17 protein-coding genes are annotated in these 26,978 nt (G+C 65.2%); 10 read left to right on the top strand and 7 right to left on the bottom strand.

The window, feature by feature from the left end:
* Positions 1-301: 301 nt before the first annotated feature.
* From FG93_RS13710 to FG93_RS13695, 4 genes are all read left to right on the top strand, one after another.
* Positions 302-1,582 carry an N-acetylmuramoyl-L-alanine amidase gene (locus tag FG93_RS13710; RefSeq protein WP_081881533.1) on the top strand — a complete coding sequence of 427 codons (1,281 nt, stop codon included), beginning with the start codon at positions 302-304 and terminating at the stop codon, positions 1,580-1,582.
* A 203-nt stretch (positions 1,583-1,785) separates the two neighbouring features.
* The gene (locus FG93_RS13705) at positions 1,786-4,233 is read left to right on the top strand and encodes a penicillin-binding protein 1A (RefSeq protein WP_043235208.1); all 2,448 of its coding nucleotides are present in this window, start codon (positions 1,786-1,788) and stop codon (positions 4,231-4,233) included.
* A gap of 137 nt (positions 4,234-4,370) precedes the next feature.
* A protein-coding gene (gene prfB / locus FG93_RS13700) for a peptide chain release factor 2 (protein ID WP_152579433.1) occupies positions 4,371-5,499 on the top strand; the annotation gives its coding sequence in 2 pieces (ribosomal slippage) (positions 4,371-4,439 and positions 4,441-5,499; 1,128 coding nt in all).
* Between the two features lie 16 nt (positions 5,500-5,515).
* Complete coding sequence (locus FG93_RS13695) at positions 5,516-6,631, top strand: SGNH/GDSL hydrolase family protein (protein WP_043235205.1); 1,116 nt, start codon at positions 5,516-5,518, stop codon at positions 6,629-6,631.
* 264 nt (positions 6,632-6,895) lie between these two features.
* Here FG93_RS13695 and mdoH read toward each other — a convergent pair whose 3' ends face one another.
* Both mdoH and FG93_RS13685 read right to left on the bottom strand, forming a co-directional pair.
* Entirely contained in the window at positions 6,896-9,145 is a 2,250-nt protein-coding gene (mdoH, locus tag FG93_RS13690) for a glucans biosynthesis glucosyltransferase MdoH (RefSeq protein ID WP_280114140.1), read from the bottom strand.
* Positions 9,146-9,150: 5 nt separating this feature from the next.
* Entirely contained in the window at positions 9,151-10,587 is a 1,437-nt protein-coding gene (locus tag FG93_RS13685; RefSeq protein ID WP_244448612.1) for a glucan biosynthesis protein, read from the bottom strand.
* Between the two features lie 451 nt (positions 10,588-11,038).
* On the opposite strand from FG93_RS13685, the gene glmU reads away from it, so the two are divergent.
* Positions 11,039-12,409: a bifunctional UDP-N-acetylglucosamine diphosphorylase/glucosamine-1-phosphate N-acetyltransferase GlmU gene (gene glmU, locus FG93_RS13680; protein ID WP_052513781.1), complete on the top strand. Its 1,371-nt coding sequence runs from the start codon at positions 11,039-11,041 to the stop codon at positions 12,407-12,409.
* Positions 12,410-12,516: 107 nt separating this feature from the next.
* Positions 12,517-14,343 (top strand): glutamine--fructose-6-phosphate transaminase (isomerizing), encoded by a 1,827-nt coding sequence (gene glmS / locus FG93_RS13675; protein ID WP_043235202.1) that lies wholly within the window; start codon positions 12,517-12,519, stop codon positions 14,341-14,343.
* Here the strand turns inward: glmS and FG93_RS13670 are convergent, their stop codons facing one another.
* On the bottom strand, positions 14,344-14,742 hold the full coding sequence (locus FG93_RS13670) for a YbaN family protein (protein WP_244448611.1): 399 nt from the start codon (positions 14,740-14,742) through the stop codon (positions 14,344-14,346). It abuts the gene before it with no gap.
* A 165-nt stretch (positions 14,743-14,907) separates the two neighbouring features.
* On the opposite strand from FG93_RS13670, the gene FG93_RS13665 reads away from it, so the two are divergent.
* Positions 14,908-15,591, top strand: coding sequence for a DUF502 domain-containing protein (locus tag FG93_RS13665; protein ID WP_052513739.1), 684 nt, complete (start codon positions 14,908-14,910; stop codon positions 15,589-15,591).
* A gap of 38 nt (positions 15,592-15,629) precedes the next feature.
* On the opposite strand, the gene FG93_RS13660 is transcribed toward FG93_RS13665, so the two are convergent.
* Entirely contained in the window at positions 15,630-16,463 is an 834-nt protein-coding gene (locus FG93_RS13660; RefSeq protein ID WP_043235199.1) for an AraC family transcriptional regulator, read from the bottom strand.
* 189 nt (positions 16,464-16,652) lie between these two features.
* Positions 16,653-18,755, bottom strand: a complete 2,103-nt coding sequence (gene recG / locus FG93_RS13655; RefSeq protein ID WP_043235197.1) for an ATP-dependent DNA helicase RecG — start codon at positions 18,753-18,755, stop codon at positions 16,653-16,655.
* Positions 18,756-18,900: 145 nt separating this feature from the next.
* On the opposite strand from recG, the gene FG93_RS13650 reads away from it, so the two are divergent.
* Entirely contained in the window at positions 18,901-19,197 is a 297-nt protein-coding gene (locus FG93_RS13650; RefSeq protein WP_043235195.1) for a succinate dehydrogenase assembly factor 2, read from the top strand.
* A 20-nt stretch (positions 19,198-19,217) separates the two neighbouring features.
* On the top strand, positions 19,218-22,766 hold the full coding sequence (mfd, locus tag FG93_RS13645; RefSeq protein ID WP_052513738.1) for a transcription-repair coupling factor: 3,549 nt from the start codon (positions 19,218-19,220) through the stop codon (positions 22,764-22,766).
* Between the two features lie 117 nt (positions 22,767-22,883).
* Here mfd and FG93_RS13640 read toward each other — a convergent pair whose 3' ends face one another.
* Both FG93_RS13640 and FG93_RS13635 read right to left on the bottom strand, forming a co-directional pair.
* Positions 22,884-23,900 carry an AMP-binding protein gene (locus FG93_RS13640; protein ID WP_043235191.1) on the bottom strand — a complete coding sequence of 339 codons (1,017 nt, stop codon included), beginning with the start codon at positions 23,898-23,900 and terminating at the stop codon, positions 22,884-22,886.
* A 10-nt stretch (positions 23,901-23,910) separates the two neighbouring features.
* Positions 23,911-25,764, bottom strand: a complete 1,854-nt coding sequence (locus FG93_RS13635; protein WP_052513737.1) for an extracellular solute-binding protein — start codon at positions 25,762-25,764, stop codon at positions 23,911-23,913.
* Positions 25,765-26,007: 243 nt separating this feature from the next.
* Between FG93_RS13635 and FG93_RS13630 the strand changes: the two genes are divergently transcribed.
* The gene (locus FG93_RS13630; protein WP_043235190.1) at positions 26,008-26,808 is read left to right on the top strand and encodes an invasion associated locus B family protein; all 801 of its coding nucleotides are present in this window, start codon (positions 26,008-26,010) and stop codon (positions 26,806-26,808) included.
* The last annotated feature ends 170 nt before the right edge of the window (positions 26,809-26,978 follow it).

The following is a 26,978-nucleotide window of genomic DNA, read 5'->3' as shown; positions in this document are numbered from 1 at the left end:
CCTCATGCCTGACGCTGGCCGTCCGCGGACGATCCGTTGGCGGCTGCCCTGCCGCGACAAGTCCTGAAGGGCTTGTCGCTTCGCCGTGTCCCGGACGCCAACGGATCCTCGAATCCGGATGCGCGCTACGGGTGGCTTTGCATTGCAACCACCCCCATTACAGACAGGTGACAGTGATTTGCAAGTCACATCGCTTGGGCAACATCATGGCGGTGGCGCCGCGGCGGTTCTCGCCATCACAATTGCGTGGTAACCGGCTGTTAAGCTTCTGCGTCGCTATGGTTAAGCCTTGGTGACGCCAATGGGATCCATTCGCCTGACCTTCCATTCCTACAGCGCTGGCCTGAACCGGCTGACGGTTTCAGGCGTGGTCCGTCTGATGCTCGGGTCCTGGTTGATTCTAGCGCCCTGCGCGCCGACAAGCGCCAATCCTGCGTCCAGGCCCGCGAATGAGTTTCCGGTCGCGACCGATGCCAGGATCGAGCAGGCCGGCGAGGTCGTCAGGCTCACCATGGCGCTTTCGCGTCCCGTCGAGATCAGCGCTTCGGTGATGGCCGCGCCGGATCGGGCCGTCATCGATCTGCCCTCGGTCAATTTCCAGGTTCAGCCGAACGCGGCGCGCAAGGGCGCCGGCTTCGTCAGCGCCTTTCGTTTCGGGATGTTCACGGCCGATCGTTCCCGCATCATTCTCGATCTGGCTCAGCCAGCCGTCGTCGCGAAGGCTGAGGTCCGCAAGGTGCGCGGCGGGTTCGGCGAGCTGGTCGTCGAGTTGAAACGCGCAAGCAGGGCTGAGTTCCAGGCGGCTTCGGTTCGCCCAGCGCCGCAGCTGGAGGAGGGGGCGGCCCCACAGGCGCCCAAGCCGCATGGGGAGACGCGCCAGCTCGTCGTGATCGACCCAGGGCATGGCGGGATCGATCCCGGTGCCGTGGTTGCCTCCATCGCCGAGAAATCGGTCGTGCTCGCCTTCGGGCTGGCTCTGAAGGAGCAGCTCGAAGCCGGCGGCCGCTATCGGGTGATGATGACGCGCGATGACGATACCTTCGTTCCATTGGGGCAGCGCGTGAAGATCGCCCGCGCCGCCGGCGCCGATCTCTTCATCTCGATCCATGCAGATTCGCTGACGCAGGCGCAGGATGTGCGCGGCGCAACGATCTATACCGGCTCGGAGCGCGCCACCGACGCCGAATCGGCACGGCTCGCGGCCAAGGAAAACCAGGCGGATGCGGTTGCGGGCCTCGACGCGGCCGAGGATGTGCAGGACGTCGCGGGCATCCTGATGGATCTCGCCAAGCGGGAAACGCGGACATTCTCATCGGTCTTCGCGCGAAATCTGGTCGAGAAGCTCGGCGGCTCGGTCAAGTTGCACAAGGTGCCCTTGCGTTCTGCAGGTTTTCGTGTCCTGACCGCGCCGGATGTTCCCTCCGTGCTGATCGAGCTCGGCTATATGTCGAGCCCCAAGGACGCGGAGTTGCTGAATTCGCCATCCTGGCGAGCGCAGGCAGTCGGGGCGGTCCACAACGCGATCGACGGCTATTTCACCAGTACGCTTTCGGCTGGAAAAGCTGCCGCGAACCAACGTTGAGACCTGCTGATGCGGTTGGCGAAGATTGTGGTCGTTAGGCCACGGTTCCGCCATCTCTGCCGTGTTATAGACCTGATTTGGAAGCGACGAGGACGAGATCCGGGAGCGAGTCGGTGGCAGCCGGTTCTCGCATGAGATCGGCTCTGTGGCGGCGAACCCGGCGAGACCGGTCACCGCACAGCAATCAGGGGCACGGGCCTTAGATGCGGTTTATTCTGCGACTCTTCGGGTGGCTATTTGCTGCGGGCACGATCGTATTCGTCATCGGCGCCGTCGTGGCCGGCGGGTTCATCTGGCATTATTCGAAGGATCTGCCCGACTCGGCGCAGTTGCGGAACTATGAGCCGCCGGTGATGAGTCGCGTGCATGCCGGTGACGGCAGCCTGATCGCCGAATTCGCCCGCGAGCGCCGCCTCTATCTGCCGATCCAGGCAATTCCCAAGCTCGTCGTCGATGCCTACCTCTCGGCCGAGGACAAGAATTTCTACAAGCATATGGGCATCGACCCCGAGGGGCTTGTCCGCGCTGCGATCACGAATTTCCGCAACCGCGCGTCCGGCCGCCGGCCGCAGGGCGCCTCGACCATTACCCAGCAGGTTGCGAAGAATTTCCTCGTCGGCTCGGAACAATCGCTGGAGCGCAAGATCCGCGAGGCGTTGATCGCGCTGCGCATCGAGGGGACCTATTCCAAGGACAAGATCCTCGAGCTCTACCTGAACGAGATCTATCTCGGAGCGCCGGCGCCGGGGCAGGGCAGCTACGGTGTCGCCGCTGCGGCGCTGAACTATTTCGGCAAGTCGGTGCATGAGTTGAACCTGCAGGAGGTCGCCTATCTCGCGGCTCTGCCCAAGGCTCCGACGGACCTTCACCCCTTCCGCAATCGCGAGCGGGCGATAGAGCGTCGAAACTACGTGCTCGATCGCATGGCCGAGAACGGCATGGTCAAGCGTGAGGAGGCCGAGGCCGCCAAGAAGCAGCCGCTCGGCGTCAACCCGCGCACGGTTTCGGCCAACAACATTGCGGCGGGCTATTTTGCCGAGGAGATTCGCCGGGAGCTGCAGGATCGCTATGGCGAGAAGAAGCTGCTCGAGGGCGGCCTTTCCGTGCGCGCCACCGTCGATCCCAAGATGCAGCTGCTCGCCCGCAAGTCACTGGTCGACGGGCTCGTTCGCTTCGATGAGGCGCGCGGCTGGCGTGGCGCCATCCAGAAGCTCGATATCAGCGCGCGCGACTGGGGCATTGCGCTTGGCGACCTGCCGGTGCTCGGCGATGTGGCGCCTTGGCGCCTTGCCGTCGTGCTCGACGTCAATGGCGATAGCGCCCGGCTCGGCCTGCACCCGGGACGCGAGAATTCCGGCCATCTCCGGACCGAGCGCGATACGGTGACGCTGACCGGCGACGGCATCCGCTGGACCCGGCGCGCGCGCGTGGCCCAGGCCGTTTCGGTCGGCGACGTCGTCTATGTCGAGCCGATGGACAGCAGGCCCGGCCAGGTCCGTCTGCGCCAGATGCCGGAGGTCAACGGCGCCATCACCGTGATGGACCCGTATTCCGGCCGCGTGCTGGCCATGGTCGGCGGCTTCTCGCATGATCAGTCGGAGTTCAACCGCGCGACGCAGGCGCTGCGCCAGCCGGGCTCGTCCTTCAAGCCCTTCGTCTACGCGACTGCGCTCGACAACGGCTATACGCCATCGAGCATCGTGCTCGACGCGCCGATCGAAGTCGATCAGGGCGGCGGTCTCGGTGTCTGGCGGCCTGAGAACTATGACGGCAAGTCGACTGGGCCGCGCACCCTGCGCTACGGCATCCAGTTCTCCAAGAACCTGATGACGGTCCGCCTCGCCAAGGATGTCGGCATGCCGTTGATCGCCGAATATGCCCGTCGCTTCGGCGTCTATGACGACATGCTGCCGGTGCTCTCGATGTCGCTCGGCGCCGGTGAAACCACCGTGATGCGCATGACGGCCGCCTATTCGATGCTCGTCAATGGCGGCAAGCGCATTCGCCCGACCCTGATCGACCGCATCCAGGATCGCTGGGGCGGCACGATCTACCGTCACGATCAGCGCGTCTGCGAGGGCTGCAACGCCGACAAATGGGCGAGCCAGAAGGAGCCGCGCCTCGTCGACAATCGCGACCAGGTGCTCGATCCGCTGACCGCCTACCAGATGGTTTCGCTGCTCGAAGGCGTGGTGCAGAGTGGTACGGCGCAGGTGGTCAAGTCGGTCGGCAAGCCGCTCGCGGGCAAGACCGGCACGACCAACGAGGCCAAGGACGTCTGGTTCGTCGGCTTCTCGCCGGATCTCGCCGTCGGCGTCTATATGGGCTTCGACAAGCCAAAGTCATTGGGCAACTCGGCGACGGCCGGCCAGTATGCCGCTCCGATCTTCCGTGACTTCATGACGGCTGCGCTGAAGGACAAGCCGGCGACGCCGTTCCGCGTGCCGGCCGGCATCAAGTTGATCCGCGTCGATCCGCGCAGCGGCATGCGTGCCGGCGGCGAGGGCGGTATTCTCGAAGCCTTCAAGCCGGGCACTGCTCCGCCTGACAGCTACTCGGTCATCGGCGCTGCGGGTGAAGGCGGCGCGCCGCTCAATGTCTCTCCCGGTGGCGGGCGCAGCATGGGGTCGGGCACCGGCGGCCTGTACTGACACGATCGGAAACGGTCACGCGCGGGAACCCCTCCGATGCACGAGAGGGCGTTTCCCGCGCCATTTACACCTGATGGATTCACCCCTATCTGAGCGCTCCATCGCACAGCTCTTCGAACGGAAGCCCGAACCCGATCATGCGTCCTGAAGTTCAGACCCAACTTGATAACGCCAAGCAGTCGATCGGACTGCTGAGGAGGCATCTTTGACTGGGATGTCGCACAACGACGCCTGGCGGAGCTGAACGCGCTTTCCGAAGGCCCCACCTTCTGGGACGATGCCGAGCAGGCACAAAAGCTGATGCGCGAGCGGACCTCGCTCGAGGACCAGATCAACGGCATCCTGAAGCTCGAGCGCGATCTCGACGATGCCCTGACGCTGATCGAACTGGGCGAGATGGAGAGTGACGCCGCCTCCATCACGGAAGGCGAAGTCGCGATCAAGGCTGTCGAGCAGGAAGCGGCACGCCGGCAGGTCGAGACCCTGCTTTCCGGCGAGGCCGACATGCTCGATACCTATGTCGAAATCCATCCCGGCGCCGGCGGCACCGAAAGCCAGGATTGGGCCGAGATGCTGCTGCGCATGTATCGGCGCTGGGGCGAGCGGCGGAAGTTCAAGGTCGAGATGCTCGACTATCAGGATGGCGATCAGGCCGGCATCAAGTCGGCGACGCTGCAGTTCAAGGGCCACAATGCCTATGGCTGGCTGAAAACCGAATCGGGCGTGCACCGGCTTGTGCGCATCTCGCCATTCGATTCGAACGCCCGCCGGCAGACCAGCTTCGCATCCGTCTGGGTCTATCCCGTCGTCGACGACCGAATCGTCATCGACGTCAAGGAAGCGGATTGCCGGATCGACACCTACCGTGCCCAGGGCGCCGGTGGGCAGCACATCAACACGACCGATTCGGCGGTGCGCATCACGCATATCCCGACGGGGATTGCGGTCACCTGCCAGCAGGAGCGTTCGCAGCACAAGAACCGCGCCAAGGCGTGGGACATGCTGCGCGCCCGCCTCTACGAGGTCGAGCTGAAGAAGCGCGAGGAAAAGGCGAATGCCGAGGCGGCCTCCAAGACCGATATCGGCTGGGGCCACCAGATTCGCTCCTATGTGCTGCAGCCCTATCAGCTGGTGAAGGACCTGCGCACCGGCGTGAGCTCGACGGCGCCGTCGGAGGTGCTCGACGGGGATCTTGACCCGTTCATGGAAGCTTCGCTGGCGCAGCGCGTCTACGGCACCGAGGTCGAAGTCGAGGATATCGACTAAGCCGATGAGCGGGAGCATGACGGTGGAGAAGCCTCGCTCCCGCCTGCGCAACAGCCTGATCAATCTTGGCGTGTCGTTGGTCAGCCTGCTGGTGTTTCTCGCGTTTTGCGAGCTTGTTCTGTTCCGCTTCGTGCTGCCGGGCAGCGACGTTCCGCGGAACGACTTCGTCAACAGACTCGTGCGCTATGCTCCGAACCAGGCCGGCGTCTGGCGCGTGCGCGACGAGATCGCGGCCCCGTTCTCGGTCAACGCCAAGGGTTGGAATTCGCCTCTGTCGGATTTTCCCGCCGAGCGTGTTCCCGGGCGTCGCCGGATCGCCCTTGTTGGCGACAGCTTCGTTGAAGCCTTGCAGGTCCCGGTCACGCGCAGCTTTGCCGAAGTGCTTCAGGGCGGGCTTGCGAGTACCGGCCCCGTCGAGGTCTATCGCTACGGCATCGCCGGTGCGCCCTTCAGTCAATATCTCCAGATGATCGACCGTGAGGTGCTGGCGACCAGGCCGGACCAGATCGTCGTGCTACTGATCCATAACGACTTCGACGAGAGCTTCGTCTTCACGCCGGGCCGCTATACATCGAGCTTCCTGAAGCTGCGTGTCGAGGGCGGCAAGGTGCAGGGCGAGATCGCGCCCGAGCCGTGGCGTCCCCGCTCCGTGGAATGGCTCAGGCAGACCGCGACGGCGCGCTATTTCCTCTATCGCTGGCAGGTCCGTCCCCAGGCTCTCCTGGATGCCTTCCTCGGGTCGGCCCAGGCCGATGACACGCGTTTTGCAGCCAATATCGATGTCGCCTCGGTGCTCCGTCGCGAGGCCGATATCCGCGCCGCGACTGACTACATGATGGGCCGCCTGGCGGCGCAGGCCCGCAGCATCGGCGCCAAGTTGCTGGTCGCCATGGATGGCGATCGCAGCGCGATCTATGCTGGCCGCCCCGACAGCCCGGCGCTGAAGCTCAACCGTATCGCCGCCGAGGCGGCCTCACGGGCTGGAATCGCCTTCCTCGACCTGCACCCCGTCTTTGCCGAGGACTGGGCTCGCAACCAGCGCCGATTCGAGTTCGCGGCCGATGCCCACTGGAACGAGAATGGTCATGCCGTGGCCGGTCAGGCGATCCAGGATGTCCTCACCAGGCAGTGAGCAGCCCGAGCACTGTGTGCCAGGCGGAGAATACGCGTTTGCACGCGGCCGTCTTCGGCTGGGATGATGCGGAAATGCGGATCTCCGGCACGCCAGGAAGGATCCCGGATCGCTGCCTGAGCCTGAGATGATCTTCTACGAGCATGGATCTCGGCCTTGCTCCGCGGAAGCGGCCTGGCCGGGATGGTGCTGTCTTGAATGCAGCGTGCTCTGTGGCCGCGGCCGTTTGCGAAGCGACCGGGCGCAAGAACGGCGGCCGGTCGCTTAGATAGCTATAGTGCCAGGCGCTGAGCTTGCCGACGGTTTGGTTCCGGTCTCACGCCGTCCGTCTGAAGCTGACGAGCTTGCCTCGTCTTGGTCCTTCGACGGCTGCAGCGAGGACAGCAAGCCAACCAGAGCGCGGTCGTGAAGCACGACCATGCGCTCCTTTGGCTTTAGCCAGATCGCAGCCTCGTCGATCGTCTCTGCCTCGACCAGCTTTGCCTGTGCGACGGCGCGCTCGGGTTCGACTTCGCCGCGGCGGCGCGGATGCGCCTCGGGGAGCATCATGTCGTGCTCGGCACGCAGGCGTGGGTCGGCATGCAGCGCCTTGAGCCCGTCGGCCTCGTCGAAGCCCGCCTTGGCGAATTCCTCCTGCAGCGCATTGGCGCGCAGCGCGATCGTCGGCGGATCGCCTTCCTCCGGCGTCACCAGCAGCTTGTGTCGCTTCAGCCAGAGCCCGAGTGCGAGCTGGCCCGATGCCCAGGACAGCGGGATCGCCAGCACGAGACCCACGATCGTCGGCGACATCCAGGCGAAGAGCGAGGTCGCGATCATGAAGGCCGAGATCCCGGCGATGGCACCGAGTGCGGTATGCATTCGGTGGCGCCGGATAATGTCCTTCAGCGGAATCGAGCCGTCGTCGCGGCGCTGCGGGTTCCAGCCCGTGTCGCGTCCGAGCAGGATCTGGAAGACCGAGCCCGACTGGATCAGCATCATGATCGGCGCGAAGAAGGCTGAGAACAGGATCTCGAGCAGTGACGAGAGAATCAGCCGGATGGTACCGCCGCAGGCGCGCCGCAGCTTGCCGTCGAACAGGGTCAGCAGTAGGCCGAAGAGCTTCGGCGCGAGCAGGATCGCCATGGTCTGGGCGAACAGATTCAAGGCGCGTTCGGGGTCGAAGCGCGGCCAGACCGGAAACAGCGTGAATTCCTGGGTGAAGTATTCCGGTCGCGCGTAATTGACCTGCAGCACGATCAGGATGCCGACCACCAGCTGCATCAGCCAGAACGGCGAGGCGAGATAGCCCATGATGCCGGTGGCGAAATGCTGGCGCGTCGACCAGACGAAGCCTTTGGCGCCGATGATGCGCGAGTGCTGGAGGTTGCCCTGCGCCCAGCGGCGGTCGCGCACCGAGATGTCGATCAGCGAGGGCGGGCTCTCCTCATAAGACCCGGTCAGGTCGGGAAGCATGTAGACCGACCAGCCGGCGCGGCGCATCAGCGCGGCTTCGACGAAGTCATGGCTCAGGACATGTCCGCCGAAGGGCGGTTTGCCCTTCAGATCGGGCAGGCCGCAATGATCGGCGAAGGCCTTGGTCCGAATGATCGCGTTATGGCCCCAGTAATTGCCGTCGCGGCCCGACCACATGGCGAGGCCGGTCGCGATCACCGGCCCGTAGACCCGGGCTGCGAATTGCTGCAGCCGCGCGAAGAAGGTGTTGCGATTGATGATCAGCGGCAGCGACTGGATGATTCCGGCGTCGGGATCGGCCTCCATCGCAGCAGCAAGGCGCACGATGCAGGTGCCGGTCATCAGGCTGTCGGCGTCGAGCACGACCATGTGCTCGTAGTAACCGCCCCAACGAGTGACGAAATCGGCGATGTTGCCGGCCTTGCGGTGATGGTTCTTCGGACGGTGTCGGTAATAGACACGCGCGCCGGGACCGAGCCGTTCGCGCAGGGCGAGAAAAGCCCGCTCCTCGGCGATCCAGACATCGGGATTGGTTGTGTCCGAGACGATGAAATAGTCGAAATGCGCACCGAGGCCCGTGGCCTCTACCGATTCCCGAATCGCGGCCAGCGCCGCGAAGGTCCGTGCCGTCGACTCATTGTAGATCGGCATCACCACGACGGTGCGATGCTGCAGTGCTTCCGCCCGTTCGGTCCGACCGGTCCCGAATAGCAGGCCGAAGAACCCCATCAGCGCGCTGGTGAAGGCGAGTGCGATCCACGAGAAATTGACCGTGAACAACAGCAGCAAGACATACTGCAGGAAGGTCGTGCGGCTGACCGACACGACATGGTACATTTCCCAGGCGCCATAAGCGGTCAGCGCGAGACCGCCGCCGAAGACGAAGAGGCGCTTCAGCCACGGCGTCGCCCAGGCCAGCGGTGCGGCCGGCTCGCGACGTTCCGAGGCCTTCCAACTGCGGAAGGACTGGACCGGCATCACCAGCCGATTCTCCGGCGGCGTCGCAGCCTCGGGGCCGGGCGGGCCCGGACGGATGGGGGCTTCGGCCGCCCGCGGCGGCATCTCGGTCACCACGTCCATCGATTCAACCAGGTTTCCGATACGGGTTGCCCACCCGCTTCAAGCACGAGGCGCAGTTCGGAGAGGTTCTCGTTGCCAGGGTCGACCTCGAAGCCGACCCTCATCAACTTGCGCTCCGGATAAGGCCAAAGACGCAAACCATGGATCGCCCCAGGTGTCGCCGTGATGTTGGCGCGAGTGGCCGCAACCACAGCGGGATCCGCCAGCTTGTCGCCCGTGAACTCCACGAAGAACCGCCGACGACGGCCCTGGGTTCCGCGGCCTTGACGCATACGCGAGGCAAGGGCGAGCGGCGGTCGCTCGGGAGGTTGCCAGCACCAGGCCTGGCGATAGGCGACGGTGGTCTCGCTGCCCGCCGCAATGGGCTGGCGCGGCCGCCAGTAGGAGATGATGTTGTCGTTGATGTCGGACTCGCTTGGAATCTCGATCAGCTGGACTGACCCGGCTCCCCACTCCCCGAGCGGTTCCATCCAGACACTGGGGCGAAGCTCAAAGCGCTGGTCGTCATCCTGGAACGCTGCCGGATCGCGCTCACGCTGCACGAGACCGAAGCCGCGCGGATTGGTGTCGACGAAAGAGGAGACCTGCAGATTGGTCGGGTTGCTGACCGGACGGTAGATCCATTCACCGCCACCGGTGAGCATCTGGACACCGGAGATCTCATGCACGGCCGGCCGGACGTCGTCGAACGTCCGGCGGCTCTGGGGACCCGACATGAAGGTGCCCATGGTGCAGCCGAAGCCGACATGGTCCAGGGCCTGTCGCGCGAACAGGGTCATCTCGACATCGATGAAGGTGACGTCGCCCGGGCGCAGAGTCATCCGGACCGCGCCTGACAGGCTCTCGGAATCGAGCAAGGCGTGAATCACGAGCATGCCCGATGCCGGATTGGGGCGCTCGATCCAGAAGGCGCGGAAGAAGGGAATTTCCTCGCCGCGCGTCTCGCCGGGACGCAGGATCAGGGCGCGCGCCAGCGCACCGAAATTCTGGCCGCGCGCCACCGCGCGGAAGAAGGTCGCTCCCTGGAAGATCGCGACCTCGTAAGGCCGCTCGAGCCCGGCGGAGACCCTGAAGCCGGAGAACTGCAGGTCGACGCCCGCGGGCGGCGGTGCAACCTTGCCGTAGTCGAACTTGCCGCGATCGAACGCAACGCGGCGCACCACTTCGTCCTCGACGGTGAACAGGCTGACGGGAGCAGAAAAGACGTACCCGCGATGCAGAGGCTCGATCGTGAAGCCGCGATTCTCTCCGGCCCAGATCAGGCCGCCGGGTTGCGCACGAATCCCGGAGAACTGGTCGAAGGGCAGGGTGGAGTAGCCCTCGGGCAGATCATTTGCTGCTACCGGCACCATCGGGCGCCGCGACAACATGCGGGCGGCCTCGACAACCAGCGCGGCATCGAAGCGCTGACCTTCAGCGATCACCGACTGTACAGTTGCGGCCCAACTGGCCTGGGAAAATGCAGGGCGGGCGCCCATGAGCGGAGCGGCGGCGAGGCTGTACGCCGCGCCCTCCAGAAACCATCGGCGATTCAAGGATTTCGACATTATTTCCAACATACGCGGGCGGCGCAGTCGCACCCCAGCGCTTCTAGATCATTTCCCGGCTGACTGAAAAGCGGTCGCCGCTTAAATATTGCGTGCGGTCAGCGACTTGGGCAACGCGTTCGCGTTGCCGGCGGAAAGGTATTGCCATTGCGTCTCGCCCCTCGAATACGCCGGCCGAAGATCTCTCCGGAGGTTTTGGCAAATGCCATCAGGATCGGCTATCCACGGCGACTGCAATGCCACCATGCACCAAATCGCCCCCGCGACTCCGTCAGAGTCACGGGAGCGAATGGCTAGCTCCGCAGGGAAGCCGACAATCATGACCGAAATGCAGCCCGGACGTACCTGCCTCGCAGTTATTCTCGCCGCGGGCGAGGGCACCCGGATGAAATCCCAGCGCCCGAAGGTGCTGCACGAGATGGCCGGCCGCTCGCTGCTCGGTCATGCGCTTGCGGCGGTCGCTGCGGCGGGAGCAGATGCGGTTGCCGTCGTGATCGGGCCGGATCGGCCGGACGTCGCAGCCGAGGTCGAGGCGCTCCTGCCGTCGGCGCGCGTTTTTGTCCAGGCCGAGCGGCGCGGCACGGCACATGCGGTGCTCGCGGCGCGTGCGGCACTGGCCGGAGGCTATGACGATGTCCTCGTTGCCTTCGCGGATACGCCGCTGATTCGCCCCGAGACGTTCCTGTCGCTGCGGGCTGCGCTTGCCGATGGCGCGCCGGTTGTTGCGCTTGGATTCGAAGCTGCCGACCCGACCGGCTACGGGCGGCTGGTGATGCGTGACGGCGTGCTGGAAGCCATTGTCGAGCACAAGGACGCGAGCGCGGCCGAGCGGGCAATCCGGTTCTGCAATGCCGGGCTGATGGCGTTGGACGGTCGGCATGCACTTGCCATTCTCGATTCGATCGGCAGTTCGAACGCTCAGAACGAATTCTATCTGACCGACGCCCCGGCGCTTGCTCGCGCCAGAGGCTTGAAGGTGGCCGCACTCAGTGCGCCTGAAAGCGAGGTGCAGGGCGTCAACGACCGCGCCCAGCTCGCTGCCGCGGAAGCAGAATTCCAGCGCCGCAAGCGTTTGGCGGTCATGAAGGAGGGCGCGACGCTGATTGCGCCCGAGACCGTGTTCTTCAGCCACGATACGCAGATCGGCAGCGATGTTCTGATCGAGCCCAATGTCGTCTTCGGCCCCGGTGTCAGCATTGCCGATGGCGCGGTGATTCATGCCTTCTCGCATCTGGAGGGCGCCGAGGTGGGCCCGCAGGCGAGTGTCGGGCCTTATGGCCGGCTGCGCCCCGGCTCGAAGCTGGCGCGCAAGGCCAAGGTCGGGAATTTCGTGGAGATCAAGGCGGCGGATATCGGGGAAGGGGCCAAGGTCAGCCATCTCACCTATATCGGGGACGCGAGCGTCGGCGCCGAGGCCAATATCGGTGCCGGCACGATCACCTGCAATTATGACGGGTTCTTCAAGTACAGGACGACGATCGGTGCCGGCGCCTTCGTCGGTTCGAACTCGTCGCTGGTCGCACCGGTGACGATCGGCGACGGGGCTTATGTCGGCTCCGGTTCGGTCATCACCACCGATGTTCCCCCTGACGGGCTGGCGGTCGCCCGGGGGAGGCAAGTCGGACGGGTCGGTTGGGCGAAGGCGTTCCGCGAGAGGGCGAAGGCAAGGAAGCTGAGCGCGACCAAGAGCACCGATTGAATCGACGACGAAACCGCCTGTTCACAGTCTGACATTCAACGTGATTGGGCGTTATTGGCGTTCGCAGCTACACGAGCCGGCAACGGCAACACTCAAAGAGGTCGGGCATGTGTGGCATTGTGGGGATCCTGGGCAAGGAAGCCGTAGCCATTCAGGTGGTCGAGGCGCTGCGGCGGCTCGAATATCGCGGTTATGATTCCGCCGGCGTCGCGACGCTGGAGAACGGTCTGCTCACGCGCCGCCGTGCCGAGGGCAAGCTCAGGAATCTCGAGATCCGCCTGTCGAACGAGCCCCTCGAGGGGATGATCGGCATCGGCCATACGCGCTGGGCGACGCATGGCAAGCCGAATGAGACCAATGCTCACCCGCATGCGACCGAGAAGCTCGCGGTCGTGCATAACGGCATCATCGAGAACTTCCGCGAGCTGCGCGCCGAGCTCGAAGCTGCGGGCCGCGTCTTCGCGACCGAGACGGATACCGAGATCGTCGCCCATCTCGTCACCAGCGAGATGGAGCGGGGCAAGGACCCGGTCGCGGCGGTTGCGGCAAGCCTGCCACGCCTGCGCGGTGCGTTTGCGCTCGCATTCCTGTTCCAGGGCGAAGAAGACCTGCTGATCGGCGCTCGCAAGGGCTCGCCACTCGCGGTCGGAGTCGGTGATGGCGAGATGTATCTCGGCTCTGACGCGCTGGCGCTTGCCCCTTTCACCAATCTCATCGCCTATCTGGAAGAAGGCGACTGGGTCGTGCTTCATCGCAAGGGCGCGACCTTCTACGACGCCACGGGCGCGCAGGTGGAGCGTCGCGCGCAGCGCGTCGCCGCCGGCACCTTCCTGGTCGAGAAAGGCAACTATCATCATTTCATGGCCAAGGAGATCCATGAGCAGCCGGAGGTCGTCGGCCATACGCTGACGAAATACCTGGACATGGCTGCAGGGACCGTGCGCCTGCCCTTTGAAACCCCCTTTGACTGGAAGGCGCTGTCGCGGCTGTCGATCTCGGCCTGCGGAACCGCCTATTATGCCGGGCTCACGGCGAAGTACTGGTTCGAGAAGCTGGCGCGGTTGCCCGTCGAGATCGATGTCGCTTCCGAGTTCCGCTATCGCGAGGCGCCGCTGCCCAAGGACGGTCTCGCGCTCTTCGTCTCGCAATCGGGTGAAACCGCCGATACGCTCGCCTGCCTGCGCTATGCCCGTCAGGAAGGGCAGCATGTCCTTTCCGTCGTCAATGTGCCGACCTCGACAATCGCGCGTGAGAGCGATGCGGTGGCACCGACTCTGGCCGGGCCGGAGATCGGTGTGGCCTCGACCAAGGCCTTTACCTGCCAACTGACTGCGCTCGCGAGCCTTGCCCTTGCGGCGGCCCGTGCGCGCGGCACGCTCTCGGAGGCGGAAGAAGCCCGATATGTCCGCGAGCTGATCGCTCTGCCGGGATTGATGGCGCAGGCCTTGACGCTGGAACCCGAGATCGAACGGCTCGCCCGAAAGCTGTCGAAAGCGCGCGACGTGCTCTATCTCGGTCGCGGCACGAGCTTCCCGATGGCGCTTGAGGGAGCTCTAAAGCTCAAGGAAATCAGCTATATTCACGCCGAAGGTTATCCTGCAGGCGAGCTGAAGCACGGCCCCATCGCACTGATTGACGAGGACATGCCGGTCATCGTCATCGCACCGCATGATGCGCTGTTCGAGAAGACCGCCTCCAACATGCAGGAGGTTGCGGCTCGAGGCGGCCGGATCATCCTGATCACCGATGCCAGGGGCGCGGCCGAATGCGGCATCGAGCCCGAGGCGACGATCGTGATGCCGGATATGGACTCGCTGTTCGCCCCGATCGTCTATGCGGTCCCGATCCAGATGATCGCCTATCAAACGGCGGTTTTCATGGGCAAGGACGTGGACCAGCCACGCAACCTTGCAAAATCCGTCACCGTCGAGTGATCAATCCTTGCGAGTCGGCTCCGGCCGGCTCGCGACATAGGTTCCGGCGGCGAGCAGGCTGGCACCGCTGGCCCAGAGTGCGGCAGGCGGAGCGTCGCTCATCGCCACCAGCCCGAAACTGAACAGCATGGAGCCGCAGGCGATCCATTTCGCCCGACGGTCGATCGCGCCGGTTGCACGCCAGCGACGGACATGCGGACCCAGTCTCGGGTGGCCAATCAGCCAGGCCTCGAAGCGAGGCGAGGACCGCGAAAAGCACCAAGCCGCGAGAATCAGGAAGACTGTTCCCGGCATCAGCGGCAGCACGAGGCCGATAATCCCGACACCCGTGAACACCCAACCGGCGGTGAACATCAGCAGCCTGTACCAGCGGCGCAGCTGCCGGGGTGTTTCGGTCACGAAATCCATCCGTATTCGCGTCAGCGCGTGAGACGGGGCTGGTCAGCGGCACCGGCTCGGCTATCCTGCTCATATCGCGATGCAGCGCCGCCGAGGCAAGCACGCCCATTGGAGATCGGATTCCGGACCGCCATGACATCAGACGGCCCTCCTGATCCCGGCCTCATGCTTCAGCCGGACTTACTGCGGCCGACTGCGGGCACGCGGTTGCGCCGCTATTTCCTGACCGGACTCGTGATCGCGGGGCCGCTGGCGATCACCGCTTCGGTGACGTGGTGGTTCATCAACCTGATCGACGGGGTGGTGAAGCCGCTGATCCCGAACAATTATCTGCCAGAGACCTATCTGCCTTATCCGATCCCCGGTTTCGGGCTGGTGATCGGATTGATCGGCTTGACGCTGCTCGGCTTCCTGACGGCCAACCTGGTCGGACGTACCTTGCTCGACGCCGGAGAGGCGATCCTGCACCGGATGCCGGTGATCCGCAGCCTCTACAAGGGGGTAAAGCAGGTTTTCGAGACGATCTTCTCGCAATCGGGCACCTCGTTTCGCAAGGTCGGCATGGTGCAGTTCCCGCAACCGGGGATGTGGTCCATCGTCTTCATCTCGCAGGAGGCGGCGCCCGAGATCAGCTCAAGCCTGCCGGATGGCAGCGAGCAGATCGGCGTCTTCCTGCCCTGCACGCCGAACCCGACCACGGGCTTTTTCTTCTACCTGCCACGCCGTGAGGTGGTGGAGCTTTCGATCTCCGTCGAGGACGGAGCCAAGCTCATCATGTCTGCCGGGCTGATCCAGCCGGGGGAGAACGGCTCCAAGGCGCTGCCCGGCAACGGCAAGCCCCAGAACTGATCTGTGGACTTGCCGCACTGGCGATCTTCTGGACGTCGTCAGGCCTTCAATGGAATCCAGATCTCGACGGTTCCGGTGCCGCTCTGCGGATCGAAGCGCTCGTCATAGCGCTCGAAGCTCGGCCCCTCGGAGGCTTTCCAGCCCTTCTTCGGCAGCCAGTCGCGCCAGATCGCGTCAAAGGTGCCCTTGATGCCCGAGATATGGCCGTGATGCAGGAACACGACATAATCCTGCTCCGGAATGCGGATCCGGTCGTATTCCGGAGGCAGGTCGGAGAAGGACTTCACCTCGACACCGGCCAGATAGTCGAAGCTGCCCTCGTCATCGGCGTTGTAGCAGACGCCGTAGCCGATGCTTCCGATCTGGCCGGGGACATGGCCGAAATGTGGAGTAAGCTTCTGCCAGAGCGACGGGATGCCGGCGGTAGTCTCATAGGTGTAGCGGCTGGCGAATCCGGCGATGAGCATGCTCTTGCCGGTCAGTGAGCGAGGTTCTTCCAGGGTAACGGTTGGGCTTGCGTCCATGACGATGGGCTCCACGAGCTTGAGCGCCGAGAGATCGCGCCGCTCACGCAGTTCTTCGGGCGTGAGGCCGAATTGCTCGCGAAAGGCGCGGGTGAAGGCTTCGTGAGAGCCGTAGCCCCAGTCCAGCGCGACGGAGAGGATGTCCGGCGCGCCATTCGCCAGCCTCCGGGCGGCTTCGGTCAGCCGGCGTTCGCGAACATAGCGCATCACCGAACGGCCGGTCGCGTTGCCGAAGGCGCGGCAGAGATGGAAGCGCGAGACGCCGCTGACCGAGGCGATCTCGTCGAGCGAGATTCCGGAGGCGAAGCGGCTCTCGACGCACCACACGGCTTTGCTGATTGGGTCCATTGTGGTTCTCACGAAGGCACACCCGAACGATGCCGATCCCGCGCTGCAGCCGCTTGATCGGGATTGATCTCCTGCAGGATCTTCAGCGCTAGATCATCGGACCGGATATCGTATCCGGTCCGATGATCTAACCGTCTGTGTTTGCATCAGCTTTCCCGAAAACCGCAATCCACTTTTCGGGCCGATGCTTTAACCAGCGCGCAAGAGCCTGATCGCGACGTCCCGCTCGAACAGATAGAGCAGCGTCCTGACGGCCTCGCCGCGTTCGTCGGCGAGGTGCGGGTCGCGCTCGATCAGGAGTCGCGCATCATCGCGAGCGGCCGCCAGCAGATCGCCATCGACTTCGGGTCGGGCAACGCGCCAGTCGGGGGAGCCGGACTGGCGCGTACCGAGCACCTCGCCTTCGCCACGCAGGCGCAGATCCTCCTCGGCAATGCGAAAGCCGTCCTCGGTCTCGCGCATGATGGTCAGTCGCGCCTCCGCGACCGGACCAAGCGGCCCCTTGTAGAGCAGGAGGCAGGTCGAAGCAGCCGAGCCACGCCCGATCCGCCCGCGCAACTGGTGGAGCTGGGCCAAGCCAAAGCGCTCGGCATGCTCGATCACCATGACGCTGGCATTGGGCACGTCGACCCCGACCTCGATGACGGTGGTCGAAACCAGGATGCGCGTTTCGCCGGCAACGAAGGCTGCCATAGCCGCATCCTTGTCGCGCCCCGGCATCTGGCCATGCAGCAGCCCGACCCTGGCGCCGAAATGCCCGCCCAGCTCCTCGAAGCGCTCCTGCGCAGCAGCAACGTCGAGCGTGTCCGATTCCTGGACGAGCGGGCAGACCCAGTAGACCTGCGCGCCGGCCTCGACCGCGCGGCCGACCGCCCCGACCACCTCGTCATAGCGTTCGAGCGAGATCGCTCGCGTCGAGATCGGCTTGCGGCCGGCCGGCTTCTCGGCGAGCACCGAGACATCCATGTCTCCGAACCAGGTCAGCGCCAAGGTGCGCGGGATCGGCGTTGCGGTCATGACCAAGATGTCGACGGCCTCGCCCTTCGAACCCAGCATCAGGCGCTGGTGGACGCCGAAGCGGTGCTGCTCGTCGACCACCGCCAGCGCGAGGTCATGAAAGACGACGCCTTCCTGGAACAGGGCATGGGTGCCGACCACGATGGCGATCTCGCCGCTTGCCAACCGCTCGAGCACCTGGCGTCGGCTGGCGCCCTTCTCCCGGCCCGTCAGAAGGGCGAGCTTGAGTCCGGCGGCTTCTGCCAGCGGCGCCAGCCGTTCGGCATGCTGGCGCGCCAGAATCTCGGTCGGCGCCATCAGCACCGATTGCCGGCCAGCCTCGGCAGCTGCGGCCATCGCCATCAGGGCGACAACGGTCTTTCCCGAGCCGACATCGCCTTGCAGCAGGCGCAGCATGCGTTCGGGCTTCTCCATATCCAAATGGATATCGGCCACGGCCTGGCGCTGGCCATTGGTGAGCGAAAAGGGCAGGGCCGCCTCGATCGCCTCGAGCATGCGGCCGTCACCGATGGTGACGCGTCCGGCTGCCTTCTTCTGCTGCCGGCGCACCAGGGCAAGCGCGATCTGACTCGCCAGCAACTCGTCATAGGCAATGCGCCTGCGTGCGATCGTGTCGCCCTCGACGGCGCGCAGGTCGGGCGGGTGGTGCAGGGCACGGATGGCCTCGGCGAAGGAGGCGAAGCCGGACTTGTGCAGAAAGCTGCGGTCCTGCCATTCGGCGAGGTCCGGGCATTTTTCCGCCGCTGCTGCCGCGATCCGTGTCATGACGCGGGGGCCGATGCCTTCGGTCAGGCCGTAGACGGGCTCGATCGATGGCAGGCTGGCGAAGGCCCTGGCATCCATGATGCGGTCGGGATGGACCATTTGGCGCATGCCGTCCCAGAGCTCGAGCTTACCCGAGATGATGCGGAACTCGCCGACCGGCAGGGTTTGCAGGAGGTGGCGGACATCCGCATGGAAGAAGACCAGGGTCACATCGCCGGTCTCGTCCTCGACGATGACGCGATAGGGGGCCTTGGCCTTGCCGGGCGGGGCGGGGCGATGCTCGGTGACACGGGCCGAGAAGGTCGCGATATCACCGATCGGAGCGTCGGCGATGCTGGCGCTCGGGCGACGATCGATGGCGCCGGTGGGAAGGTGGAACAGCAGGTCGACGACCCGCGCCGGCTGCGTCTCGTCGCCGAGCAGCTTGTCCAGCAGCTTGCCGAGCTTGGGGCCGACACCGGGCAATGTCGTCGCGGGAGCAAAGAGCGGATCAAGCAAGGAAGGACGCATCTGCCTCGGGCGGGAACCGGAATTGCGGGAAACGCGGCGGTTCGGCCACTGACTCGCCCCGACGCCATCGCTATATAGCCTGCATCGGCAGGTTCCGCGACGGGGCCGGCCCGTTCCGCCATTTGCGTTTCATGCGAGGCTTACGATGAGTGGCTCTTCCCGCACCAGTGCCGATCTCGATCCGCGCCGCCGCAAGATCCTGTTCCGCGCCTGGCATCGCGGCATGCGTGAGACGGACCTGATCATGGGCCGCTTTGCCGATGCCGAGATCGGCACGTTGAGCGATGTCGAACTCGACGAGTTCGAGCAGTTGATCGAGGTTCTCGACCGTGACCTGCTGTCCTGGATCACGGGAGAGGCCGAGGTGCCGGAGAACTACGATACAGCCGTGTTCCGGCGGCTGAAGGCGTTCCACAACCACAGCAAGCCGATTCACGTCTGAGCACGCAGCGACAATCCGATATGAGCATTCCGCCTCCCGCCCAGCTCGCCAAGCTGCAGATCGACCGCATCCTCGACGCGCTGAAGCGGGGCGACAAGCCGACGCTCGCCAGCGTGCCGGACGGGTTCGACGCCGTCGTCCTTGCCGATCTCGTCCGGACCCGGGCGAAAAAGGCGGAAGGCGCAGCGATGCTCGTCTTCATCGCGCGTGACGGGCAGCGGCTGCAGGTTCTGGAGAATGCGCTCCAGTTCGTGGCGCCCGATCTGGAGGTGATGAGCTTCCCGGCCTGGGACTGCCAGCCTTATGACCGCGTCTCGCCGGCACCGGCGATCGTGGCCCATCGCATGACGACGTTGTCGCGGCTGGCCAAGACCAAGTCCGGCGACAAGCCGCGCCTGCTGCTGACGACGGTCAACGCCGCGCTCCAGCGGGTACCTGCCTTCAGCAAGGTGGCCTCGGAGAGCTTTTCGGCCGCGCCGGGCAACATGGTCGACACCGAGCAACTCGCCCGCTGGCTCGACATGAACGGCTATCTGCGTACCTCGACGGTGCGCGAGACCGGCGAGTTCGCGGTGCGCGGCGGCATCGTCGATCTCTTCCCGCCGGGCATGCCTGCGCCGATCCGCCTCGACTTCTTCGGCGACGCACTGGAATCGATCCGTACCTTCGACCCCGAGACGCAGCGCACCACGGGACAATTGCGTGGGCTCGATCTCGTGCCGATGTCCGAGGCGCAAATGACCAGCGAGAGCATCAAGCGCTTTCGCCAGTCCTATATCGCGAGCTTCGGCACGCCTGGCCGCGACGACATGCTCTACGAGGCGGTCAGCGAAGGCCGCAGGCCCGCGGGGCTCGAGCATTGGCTGCCTTTGCTGGCCGACCGGCTCGACACGCTCTTCACCTATCTGCCGGATGTGCCGCTGGTTCTCGACGCGCAGGCTGAGGATGCGGTCGGCGAGCGCATCAGCTTGATCAAGGACTATTACGATGCGCGCAAGGCAGCCCTCGACCAGGGCGGCACGGGAGGGACACCCTACAAGCCGTTGCCACCCGACGCGCTTTACCTGTCCCCGACCGAATGGCGCGGAGTGATCGACAATGCCGGCGTCGCGTCGCTGACGCCGTTCCAACTGCCCGATAGCGACGGAAAGCTGATCGTCGATCTCGGCGCCCGCCAGGGTCGCAGCTTTGCGGCCGAGCGCGCCGATAATGCCGGCAGCGTCTTCGACGCGGCTGTCGCCTATGTGAAGGCGCTGCAGGCCGATGGCCGGCGCGTCATCCTTGCCGCCTGGTCGGAGGGCTCGCGCGAGCGCCTGGCCCATGTGCTGGCTGATCATGGCCTCAAGACCGTGCAGACCGCCGGGTCCCTGCGCGCAGCCTTCGATTTGAAGCCCGGCATCACGGCACTCGCGGTCTGGGGGTTCGAGGCTGGCTTCGAGGCCGGCAAGCTTGCGGTCATCGGCGAGCAGGACATTCTGGGCGACCGCCTCGTACGCCCGCGCCGCAAGACGCGCCGGCCGCAGGATTTCATCGCCGAGCTGTCATCGCTCGCGCCTGGCGACCTGGTTGTCCATGTCGACCACGGCATTGGCCGCTTCATCGGATTGCAGAGCATCACGGCGGCAGGAGCGCCGCATGATTGCCTCGAAATCCACTATGCGGGAGATGCCAAGCTGTTCCTGCCGGTCGAGAATATCGAGCTGCTCTCGCGCTATGGCTCGGAGGACACCGAGGTTCCGCTTGATCGGCTGGGCGGCGGTGGCTGGCAGGCGCGCAAGGCCAAGCTGAAGCAGCGCATCCGCGAGATGGCGGGCAAGCTGATTCAGATCGCTGCCGCCCGCGCGCTGAAGGAAGCGCCGCGCCTCGTTCCGCCGGATGGGCTCTATGATGAATTCCGGGCCCGCTTCCCGTTCGAGGAGACCGAGGACCAGCAGAACACGATCGACGCGGTTCTGGACGATCTCGCGGCCGGCCGGCCGATGGACCGACTGGTCTGCGGCGATGTCGGCTTCGGCAAGACCGAGGTGGCGCTACGTGCCGCCTTCACGACAGCGCTTGCCGGCAAGCAGGTCGCGGTCGTAGTGCCCACGACATTGCTCGCCCGCCAGCACTATCGGAACTTCGCCGAACGGTTTGCGGGGTTGCCGGTGAAGGTCGGCCAGGCCTCGCGCTTCGTCTCGGCGCAGGATCTCAAGGCGGTTAAGCAGGGCATCGCCGACGGCACCATGGACATCGTCGTCGGCACCCATGCCCTGCTCGGCAAGGGCGTCGAGTTCAAGGATCTCGGCCTCGTCATCGTCGACGAGGAGCAGCATTTCGGCGTCAACCACAAGGAGCGGCTAAAGGAATTCCGCGCCGAGGTGCACATGCTGACTCTGTCGGCCACGCCGATCCCGCGCACGCTTCAACTCGCCATGACCGGCGTGCGCGAGCTCTCGATCATCGCGACGCCACCGGTCGACCGGCTGGCCGTGCGGACCTTCGTCACGCCGTTCGATTCGTTGATCGTGCGCGAGGCGCTGCTGCGCGAGCGCTATCGAGGTGGTCGCAGCTTCTATGTCGTGCCGCGCATCGAGGACATCGCCGAGGTCAAGGATTTCCTCGACAAGCAGGTGCCCGAGGCCAAGGTCGGCATCGCCCATGGCCAAATGGCGGCGGGCCAGCTCGAGGATGTGATGACGGCTTTCTATGAGGGCCAGTACGACGTCCTGCTCTCGACCACGATCGTCGAGTCCGGGCTCGATATCCCGACGGCGAACACCCTGATCGTGCATCGCGCCGACATGTTCGGCCTCGCCCAGCTCTATCAGCTGCGTGGTCGCGTCGGCCGCTCGAAGATCCGCGCCTATGCACTCTTCACCATGCCGACCAATCGCAAGCTGACCGAGCAGGCCGAGCGCAGGCTCAAGGTGCTGCAATCGCTCGACACGCTGGGCGCAGGGTTCCAGCTCGCCAGCCACGATCTCGACATCCGCGGTGCCGGCAACCTGCTCGGGGACGAGCAATCCGGGCACATCAAGGAAGTCGGCTACGAACTCTACCAGCAGATGCTCGAGGAGGCGGTGGCGCAGCTCAAGGCGGGTATCGACATCGTTGCCGAAAGCCAATGGTCGCCGAGCATCCAGATCGGTGCGCCAGTGATGATTCCCGAGCACTATGTCACCGATCTGACGCTGCGCCTGACCCTCTACAAGCGGCTCTCGACACTCGACGAGGATGGCGAGATCCAGTCCTTCGGCGCCGAGCTGGTCGACCGTTTCGGACCGCTGCCGGAAGAGGTGCAGCAACTGCTGGAGATCGTGGCGATCAAGGCGCTCTGCCGTCGCGCCAATGTTGAGAAGGTCGAGGCCGGACCGAAGGGCATCATCGTTGCTTTCCGCGACAACGAGTTCTCCAATCCCGAGGGGCTGGTCGGCTACGTCGCGAAGCAGGGAACGCTGGCCAAGGTCCGCCCCGACATGCGCGTCGTCTTCATCGACGACTTCGAGACGGCGGAGCAGCGGCTCAAGGGCACACGCCGGTTGCTGACCGATCTGGCGCGCATCGCCGAACGGAAGAAGGCGGCGTGAGCGTCAGCTCGAGGCGCTGGTCTTCGCCTCGCCTGTCATTGCGAGGAGCGCGGCGGCAAAGCAATCTGGGCCTTTGCCGGGGGGCTTCGCTTGCAATGACGCGTCACGTCGTCCGGGCTAGCGCTTGACGACGTCGATTTCGGTCGCCGAGCGCACATCGATATCGACGAGGGCGAGGTCGGGGCGATCGATGGCCGGATAGGAGCGCATCTGGCCTGGCCGTTGCACGAAGACCAGGCTGGCGAGAGCCGGGTGGCTCGCCAGTTTCGAGCGCGCCAAGGCGGGTTCCATGGCGCCCGGAAGCACCAGATGGGCCTTCCTCCCGCCTTCGAGGCAGGCATGCAGGTCGCCGAGGCTGAACAGGCCGAGCGGCAGCAACTCGACACCGGTCAGGATCGCCATGCCTGGCCCGGAGGCCAGCGCCGCAAGGTCGCCGCCGACCAGCGTGGTGATGATCCGTGACGAGGCCAGAGGTTTCAGCAGGCGCGAGATCTCCAGCGCCTTGCTCAGCAACGCGCGTTCCGAGATGGCCTGCGGTCCTGCAAAGCTCCTGCTGTCGACGACCTGCAGGGCAGGGCGTTCCGTCGATTCCGGCAGGGGGTGGCGCGCGCCATTCGCCAGCAGGGCATCGAGCGGAGCGACGCCATCGGGAATGTCACGGCCGAAGCCGCCGACGAAGCGCGTCCCGAAGGCGCGCATGGCAAGCGTGCGCACCATCAGCAACGGGCGAACGTGACCGATGCGGCCGGCGCCGAGAGCCATCACGGCTCCCGATGCCTCAATCAATCGCAGCAGTACCAGTTCATTGGCGTGCAGCGGCAACATCAGCGGCGAGAGGCCGGCACGCAGGGCGGCCAGAATGGAAACGAGTGCCTCGGGCCCCAGCGGCGCAAGGATTGCGACGCTCGCGCCGGGCTGGGCGTGATTGGTGCTCAGAAGACCGGCGAGGCGCGCGACCCGCTCGTCGAGATCCACGAAACTGAGGGAGCGCGGCTGCTCGTCGCTCCAGCTGCGGCGTCCCGGCGGATCGCGCAACGCCGCCTCGTAGCCGCGGCTGCGCACCAGGGCCTTCAGCAGGGTGTCGAGATCGAGGCCGTCTAGCAGGGCAGCAGCGTCGTCGTAGTCAGCCCGCATCGACGATCCTTCAGTTCGCCGGAGCCGGCGGCGCCGGGACGCGGGCCAGAACTTCGGTGGACAGGAAATAGGCCGGTCTGCGAGCGGGCAGCACGACATCGCGTGAGCGGGCGAGCCAGGTCTCGGGCAAGTAATAGAGCGGCACGACGTAGAATCCGGAGATCAGCAGCCGGTCGAGCGTGCGCACCGAGGCAACGAAATCGGCGCGTTCGCGAGCGGAGAGCAGCGTCTTCAACACCGCGTCGACTGCCGGCGATTTCACACCGGCATAGTTCAGCGAGCCCTTGCGCTCGGCATTGCTCGAATCCCAACGCCCGACCTGCTCGTTTCCGGGAGAGGCCGAGGCCGGCCATGTCCACTGGATCATGTCGAAATCGAAGGCCGAGAGGCGGCGCCAATACTGCACATCGTCGATCAGCCTGACCGTGACGGCGATGCCCAGCCTGGTCAGCGACTTGGCATAGTTGAGAGCAAGCCGCTCCTGCGGCCGGCTGGTGACGGTGATCTCGAAGGTCAGCGCCTCGCCGCTCTTGCTGTTGCGCAGCACACCATCCTGCAGTGCATAGCCAGCGCCCTGCAGCAGATCGAGCGCCTTGCGCGCCTGATCGCGGTCACGACCGGAACCATCGGTCGCCGAGGGCGTCCAGGTTCCGGCGAGAACGTCCTCCCGGACGGCCCCGGGGAAGCTTGCGAGCAGTGCCTGCTCGCGTGCATCCGCCGCCACTCCGAGGGCGGAGAGGTCCGAATCCGCGAAGAAGCTGCCGGCCCGGCGAAAGGCACCATGGAACAGGTTGCGGTTGGCCCATTCGAAGTCGAACAGGATGCCAAGCGCCTCGCGCACTCTGACATCGGCGAAGACCGCGCGGCGCGTGTTGAAGACGAAGCCGGTCATGCCCTTCGGCGCCTCGAAGCGCAGCGCCTCCCGGATGATGCGGCCATCGCGCACGGCCGGGACATCGTAGCCCGTCATCCAGCGTGTCGGGTCGCCTTCGAGACGGACATCGTAGAGTCCGGCCTTGAACGCTTCGAAGAGCGTATTGGCGTCACGATAGAAGTCGTAGCGGATCTCGTCGGCATTGAAGAGACCGCGCGTCAGCGGATGATCCTCGGCCCAGAAGCCGCTGCGGCGCTTCAAGGTCAGGGCCTCGCCTGGCTTCACTTCACTCACGAGATACGGGCCGGAGCCGAGAGCGGGCTTGAAGCTGGTCTCGCCGAAGGTTTCCGCATTGGTCGCGTGCTTGGCGAAGATCGGCATGGCGCCGATCACCAGCGGCAATTCGCGGTTGGAGCCGTCGCCGAGCTCGAACTCGATTCGGCGCGGGGAGGGCACTTCGACCCTGGTCACGCGCCCGAGGCTGGAGCGGTGGAACGGCTTGCCCTTGGTCCTCAGCATCTCGAACGTGAAGCGCACGTCTTCGGCGGTGACAGGCTGGCCATCCGAGAAGGTGGCCCGCGGGTCGATCTCGAAGGCGAGCCGGGTGCGGTCGTCATTGAGCTCGACCTCGCTCGCCAATAGGCCGTAGGCCGTGAAGGGCTCGTCGGCCGAGCGGAAGAGCAGGCTCTGCTGCACATAGCGGGGCACCGCGTCCGGGGCGACGCCGAGCACGACGAGCGGGTTCAGGCTGTCGAAGGTGCCCTGAAGGCCAAAAATGATTCGCCCGCCTCTGGGAGCAGCCGGGTCGGCATAGGGCAAATGCGCAAAGCCCTTCGCCAGTGCAGGCTCGCCATGCATGGCGATGGCGTGATCGGCCGATGACGATTCGGCGCGCGCGACTGCGCCCGCCACCAGAACGACGGCAAGAACCGCGAAGATATGCCGTACCGCAACGCCAATCGCTGCAGCCGGCGCAAGATATGAACCCATTGCCTGACCTGATTCCCAGCGGCAAGAATAACACGGCTTGCCGGCCGTCACGTAAGCTGTTCGGACTGGAAACCTGCAGCAGAACTCGCTAAACGCAGCGCGAGGTGTCATTCAAACGCCGCAATCACAACCGATGTGCACGGCCTTCCAGCGGCTGGCGCGCGTGTGCGATTGAGCCCGTCGACAATGATGCGCGCGGCTTGCGAAGTCGTGTTTCGAGATTCGCCTGGTAAGGAAAACCCTATGACCGCTTCGTTCAGCCCGTCTCAGCGTCTGTCTGCCCGAGCGTTCGGCCTGGCCATGAGCGCCGTGATCGGCCTCAGCCCGGTCGCCGCCTTCGCCCAGCAGCAGCGTCCTGCTCAACGCCCAGCCCAGCCACCGGCTCAGCAGCAGCCAGCGCAGCAGCCGGCCGGCCAGGCCCAGCAGCAGGGTGGACCGACCGTCGTTCAGGTCAAGCCGGAGCCGTCCCAGACCAGCTGGACCAAGGTTTGCGGCAAGGACCAGGCCAACAACAAGGAAATCTGCTACACGACCCGCGATTTCGTCTCGGACCAGGGCCAGCCGGTGCTCGCGGTTGCCGTCTATGACGTCAAGGGCGATCCGACGCGGATCGTGCGCTTCCTGATGCCGCTCGGCTTGCTGCTGCAGCCGGGTGTTCGCTTCGGCGTCGACACGGCGCAGCCGGTGCCCGGCCGTTACGCCATCTGCTTCCCGAACGGCTGTTTCGCCGAGGCGCAGGTGAAGGATGATGTCATCAATGCGATGAAGAAGGGCAACACGCTCAATATCAGCGTGCAGAACCAGACGGGCCGCGAGGTGACCTTCGCCATTCCGCTCGCCGATTTCGGCAAGGGCTTCGATGGCGCCCCGATCGACCCGAAGGTGCTCGAGGAACAGCAGAAGCAACTGCAGGACGAGCTGTCCAAGCGCCAGGAAGAGCTGCGCCAGCGTCTCGGCGGCGGCGGCGCCAATCCGGCTCCGGGCGCTCCGGCGCTCCCCGGCGCGGCTCCCGCTCCCGGCGCTCCGGCTGCTCCCAAGCCCTGATCGGGTTGCGGTTCGCGCAAACAGAAAAGGCCGGCCCCGAGGGGCCGGCCTTCTCTTTTGGGGCGGTAGGAGTCAAGCAAAGGCTCTCCTCGCGGGATGATAGAGCCCGCGGCTGATCGCGTTGGCTGATTGCCGACAAGCATCTGCAAAGCGCAGCGCGATGGCGAGGT

It is taken from the genome of Allobosea sp. LC85 (assembly GCF_000735605.1).
Taxonomy (GTDB): domain Bacteria; phylum Pseudomonadota; class Alphaproteobacteria; order Rhizobiales; family Beijerinckiaceae; genus Allobosea.
Note: the sequence above shows the minus strand (reverse complement) of the source record. Positions and strands in the feature narration are given on the sequence as shown.

Excerpts from the sequence above, each read along its gene's own strand:
- FG93_RS13710 (WP_081881533.1), top strand. The coding sequence starts at position 302 with ATGGGATCCATTCGCCTGACCTTCCATTCCTACAGCGCTGGCCTGAAC.
- FG93_RS13705 (WP_043235208.1), top strand. The coding sequence starts at position 1,786 with ATGCGGTTTATTCTGCGACTCTTCGGGTGGCTATTTGCTGCGGGCACG.
- FG93_RS13695 (WP_043235205.1), top strand. The coding sequence starts at position 5,516 with ATGACGGTGGAGAAGCCTCGCTCCCGCCTGCGCAACAGCCTGATCAAT.
- mdoH (WP_280114140.1), bottom strand. The coding sequence starts at position 9,145 with ATGCCGCCGCGGGCGGCCGAAGCCCCCATCCGTCCGGGCCCGCCCGGC.
- glmU (WP_052513781.1), top strand. The coding sequence starts at position 11,039 with ATGCAGCCCGGACGTACCTGCCTCGCAGTTATTCTCGCCGCGGGCGAG.
- glmS (WP_043235202.1), top strand. The coding sequence starts at position 12,517 with ATGTGTGGCATTGTGGGGATCCTGGGCAAGGAAGCCGTAGCCATTCAG.
- FG93_RS13665 (WP_052513739.1), top strand. The coding sequence starts at position 14,908 with ATGCTTCAGCCGGACTTACTGCGGCCGACTGCGGGCACGCGGTTGCGC.
- FG93_RS13660 (WP_043235199.1), bottom strand. The coding sequence starts at position 16,463 with ATGGACCCAATCAGCAAAGCCGTGTGGTGCGTCGAGAGCCGCTTCGCC.
- recG (WP_043235197.1), bottom strand. The coding sequence starts at position 18,755 with ATGCGTCCTTCCTTGCTTGATCCGCTCTTTGCTCCCGCGACGACATTG.
- FG93_RS13650 (WP_043235195.1), top strand. The coding sequence starts at position 18,901 with ATGAGTGGCTCTTCCCGCACCAGTGCCGATCTCGATCCGCGCCGCCGC.
- mfd (WP_052513738.1), top strand. The coding sequence starts at position 19,218 with ATGAGCATTCCGCCTCCCGCCCAGCTCGCCAAGCTGCAGATCGACCGC.
- FG93_RS13640 (WP_043235191.1), bottom strand. The coding sequence starts at position 23,900 with ATGCGGGCTGACTACGACGACGCTGCTGCCCTGCTAGACGGCCTCGAT.
- FG93_RS13635 (WP_052513737.1), bottom strand. The coding sequence starts at position 25,764 with ATGGGTTCATATCTTGCGCCGGCTGCAGCGATTGGCGTTGCGGTACGG.
- FG93_RS13630 (WP_043235190.1), top strand. The coding sequence starts at position 26,008 with ATGACCGCTTCGTTCAGCCCGTCTCAGCGTCTGTCTGCCCGAGCGTTC.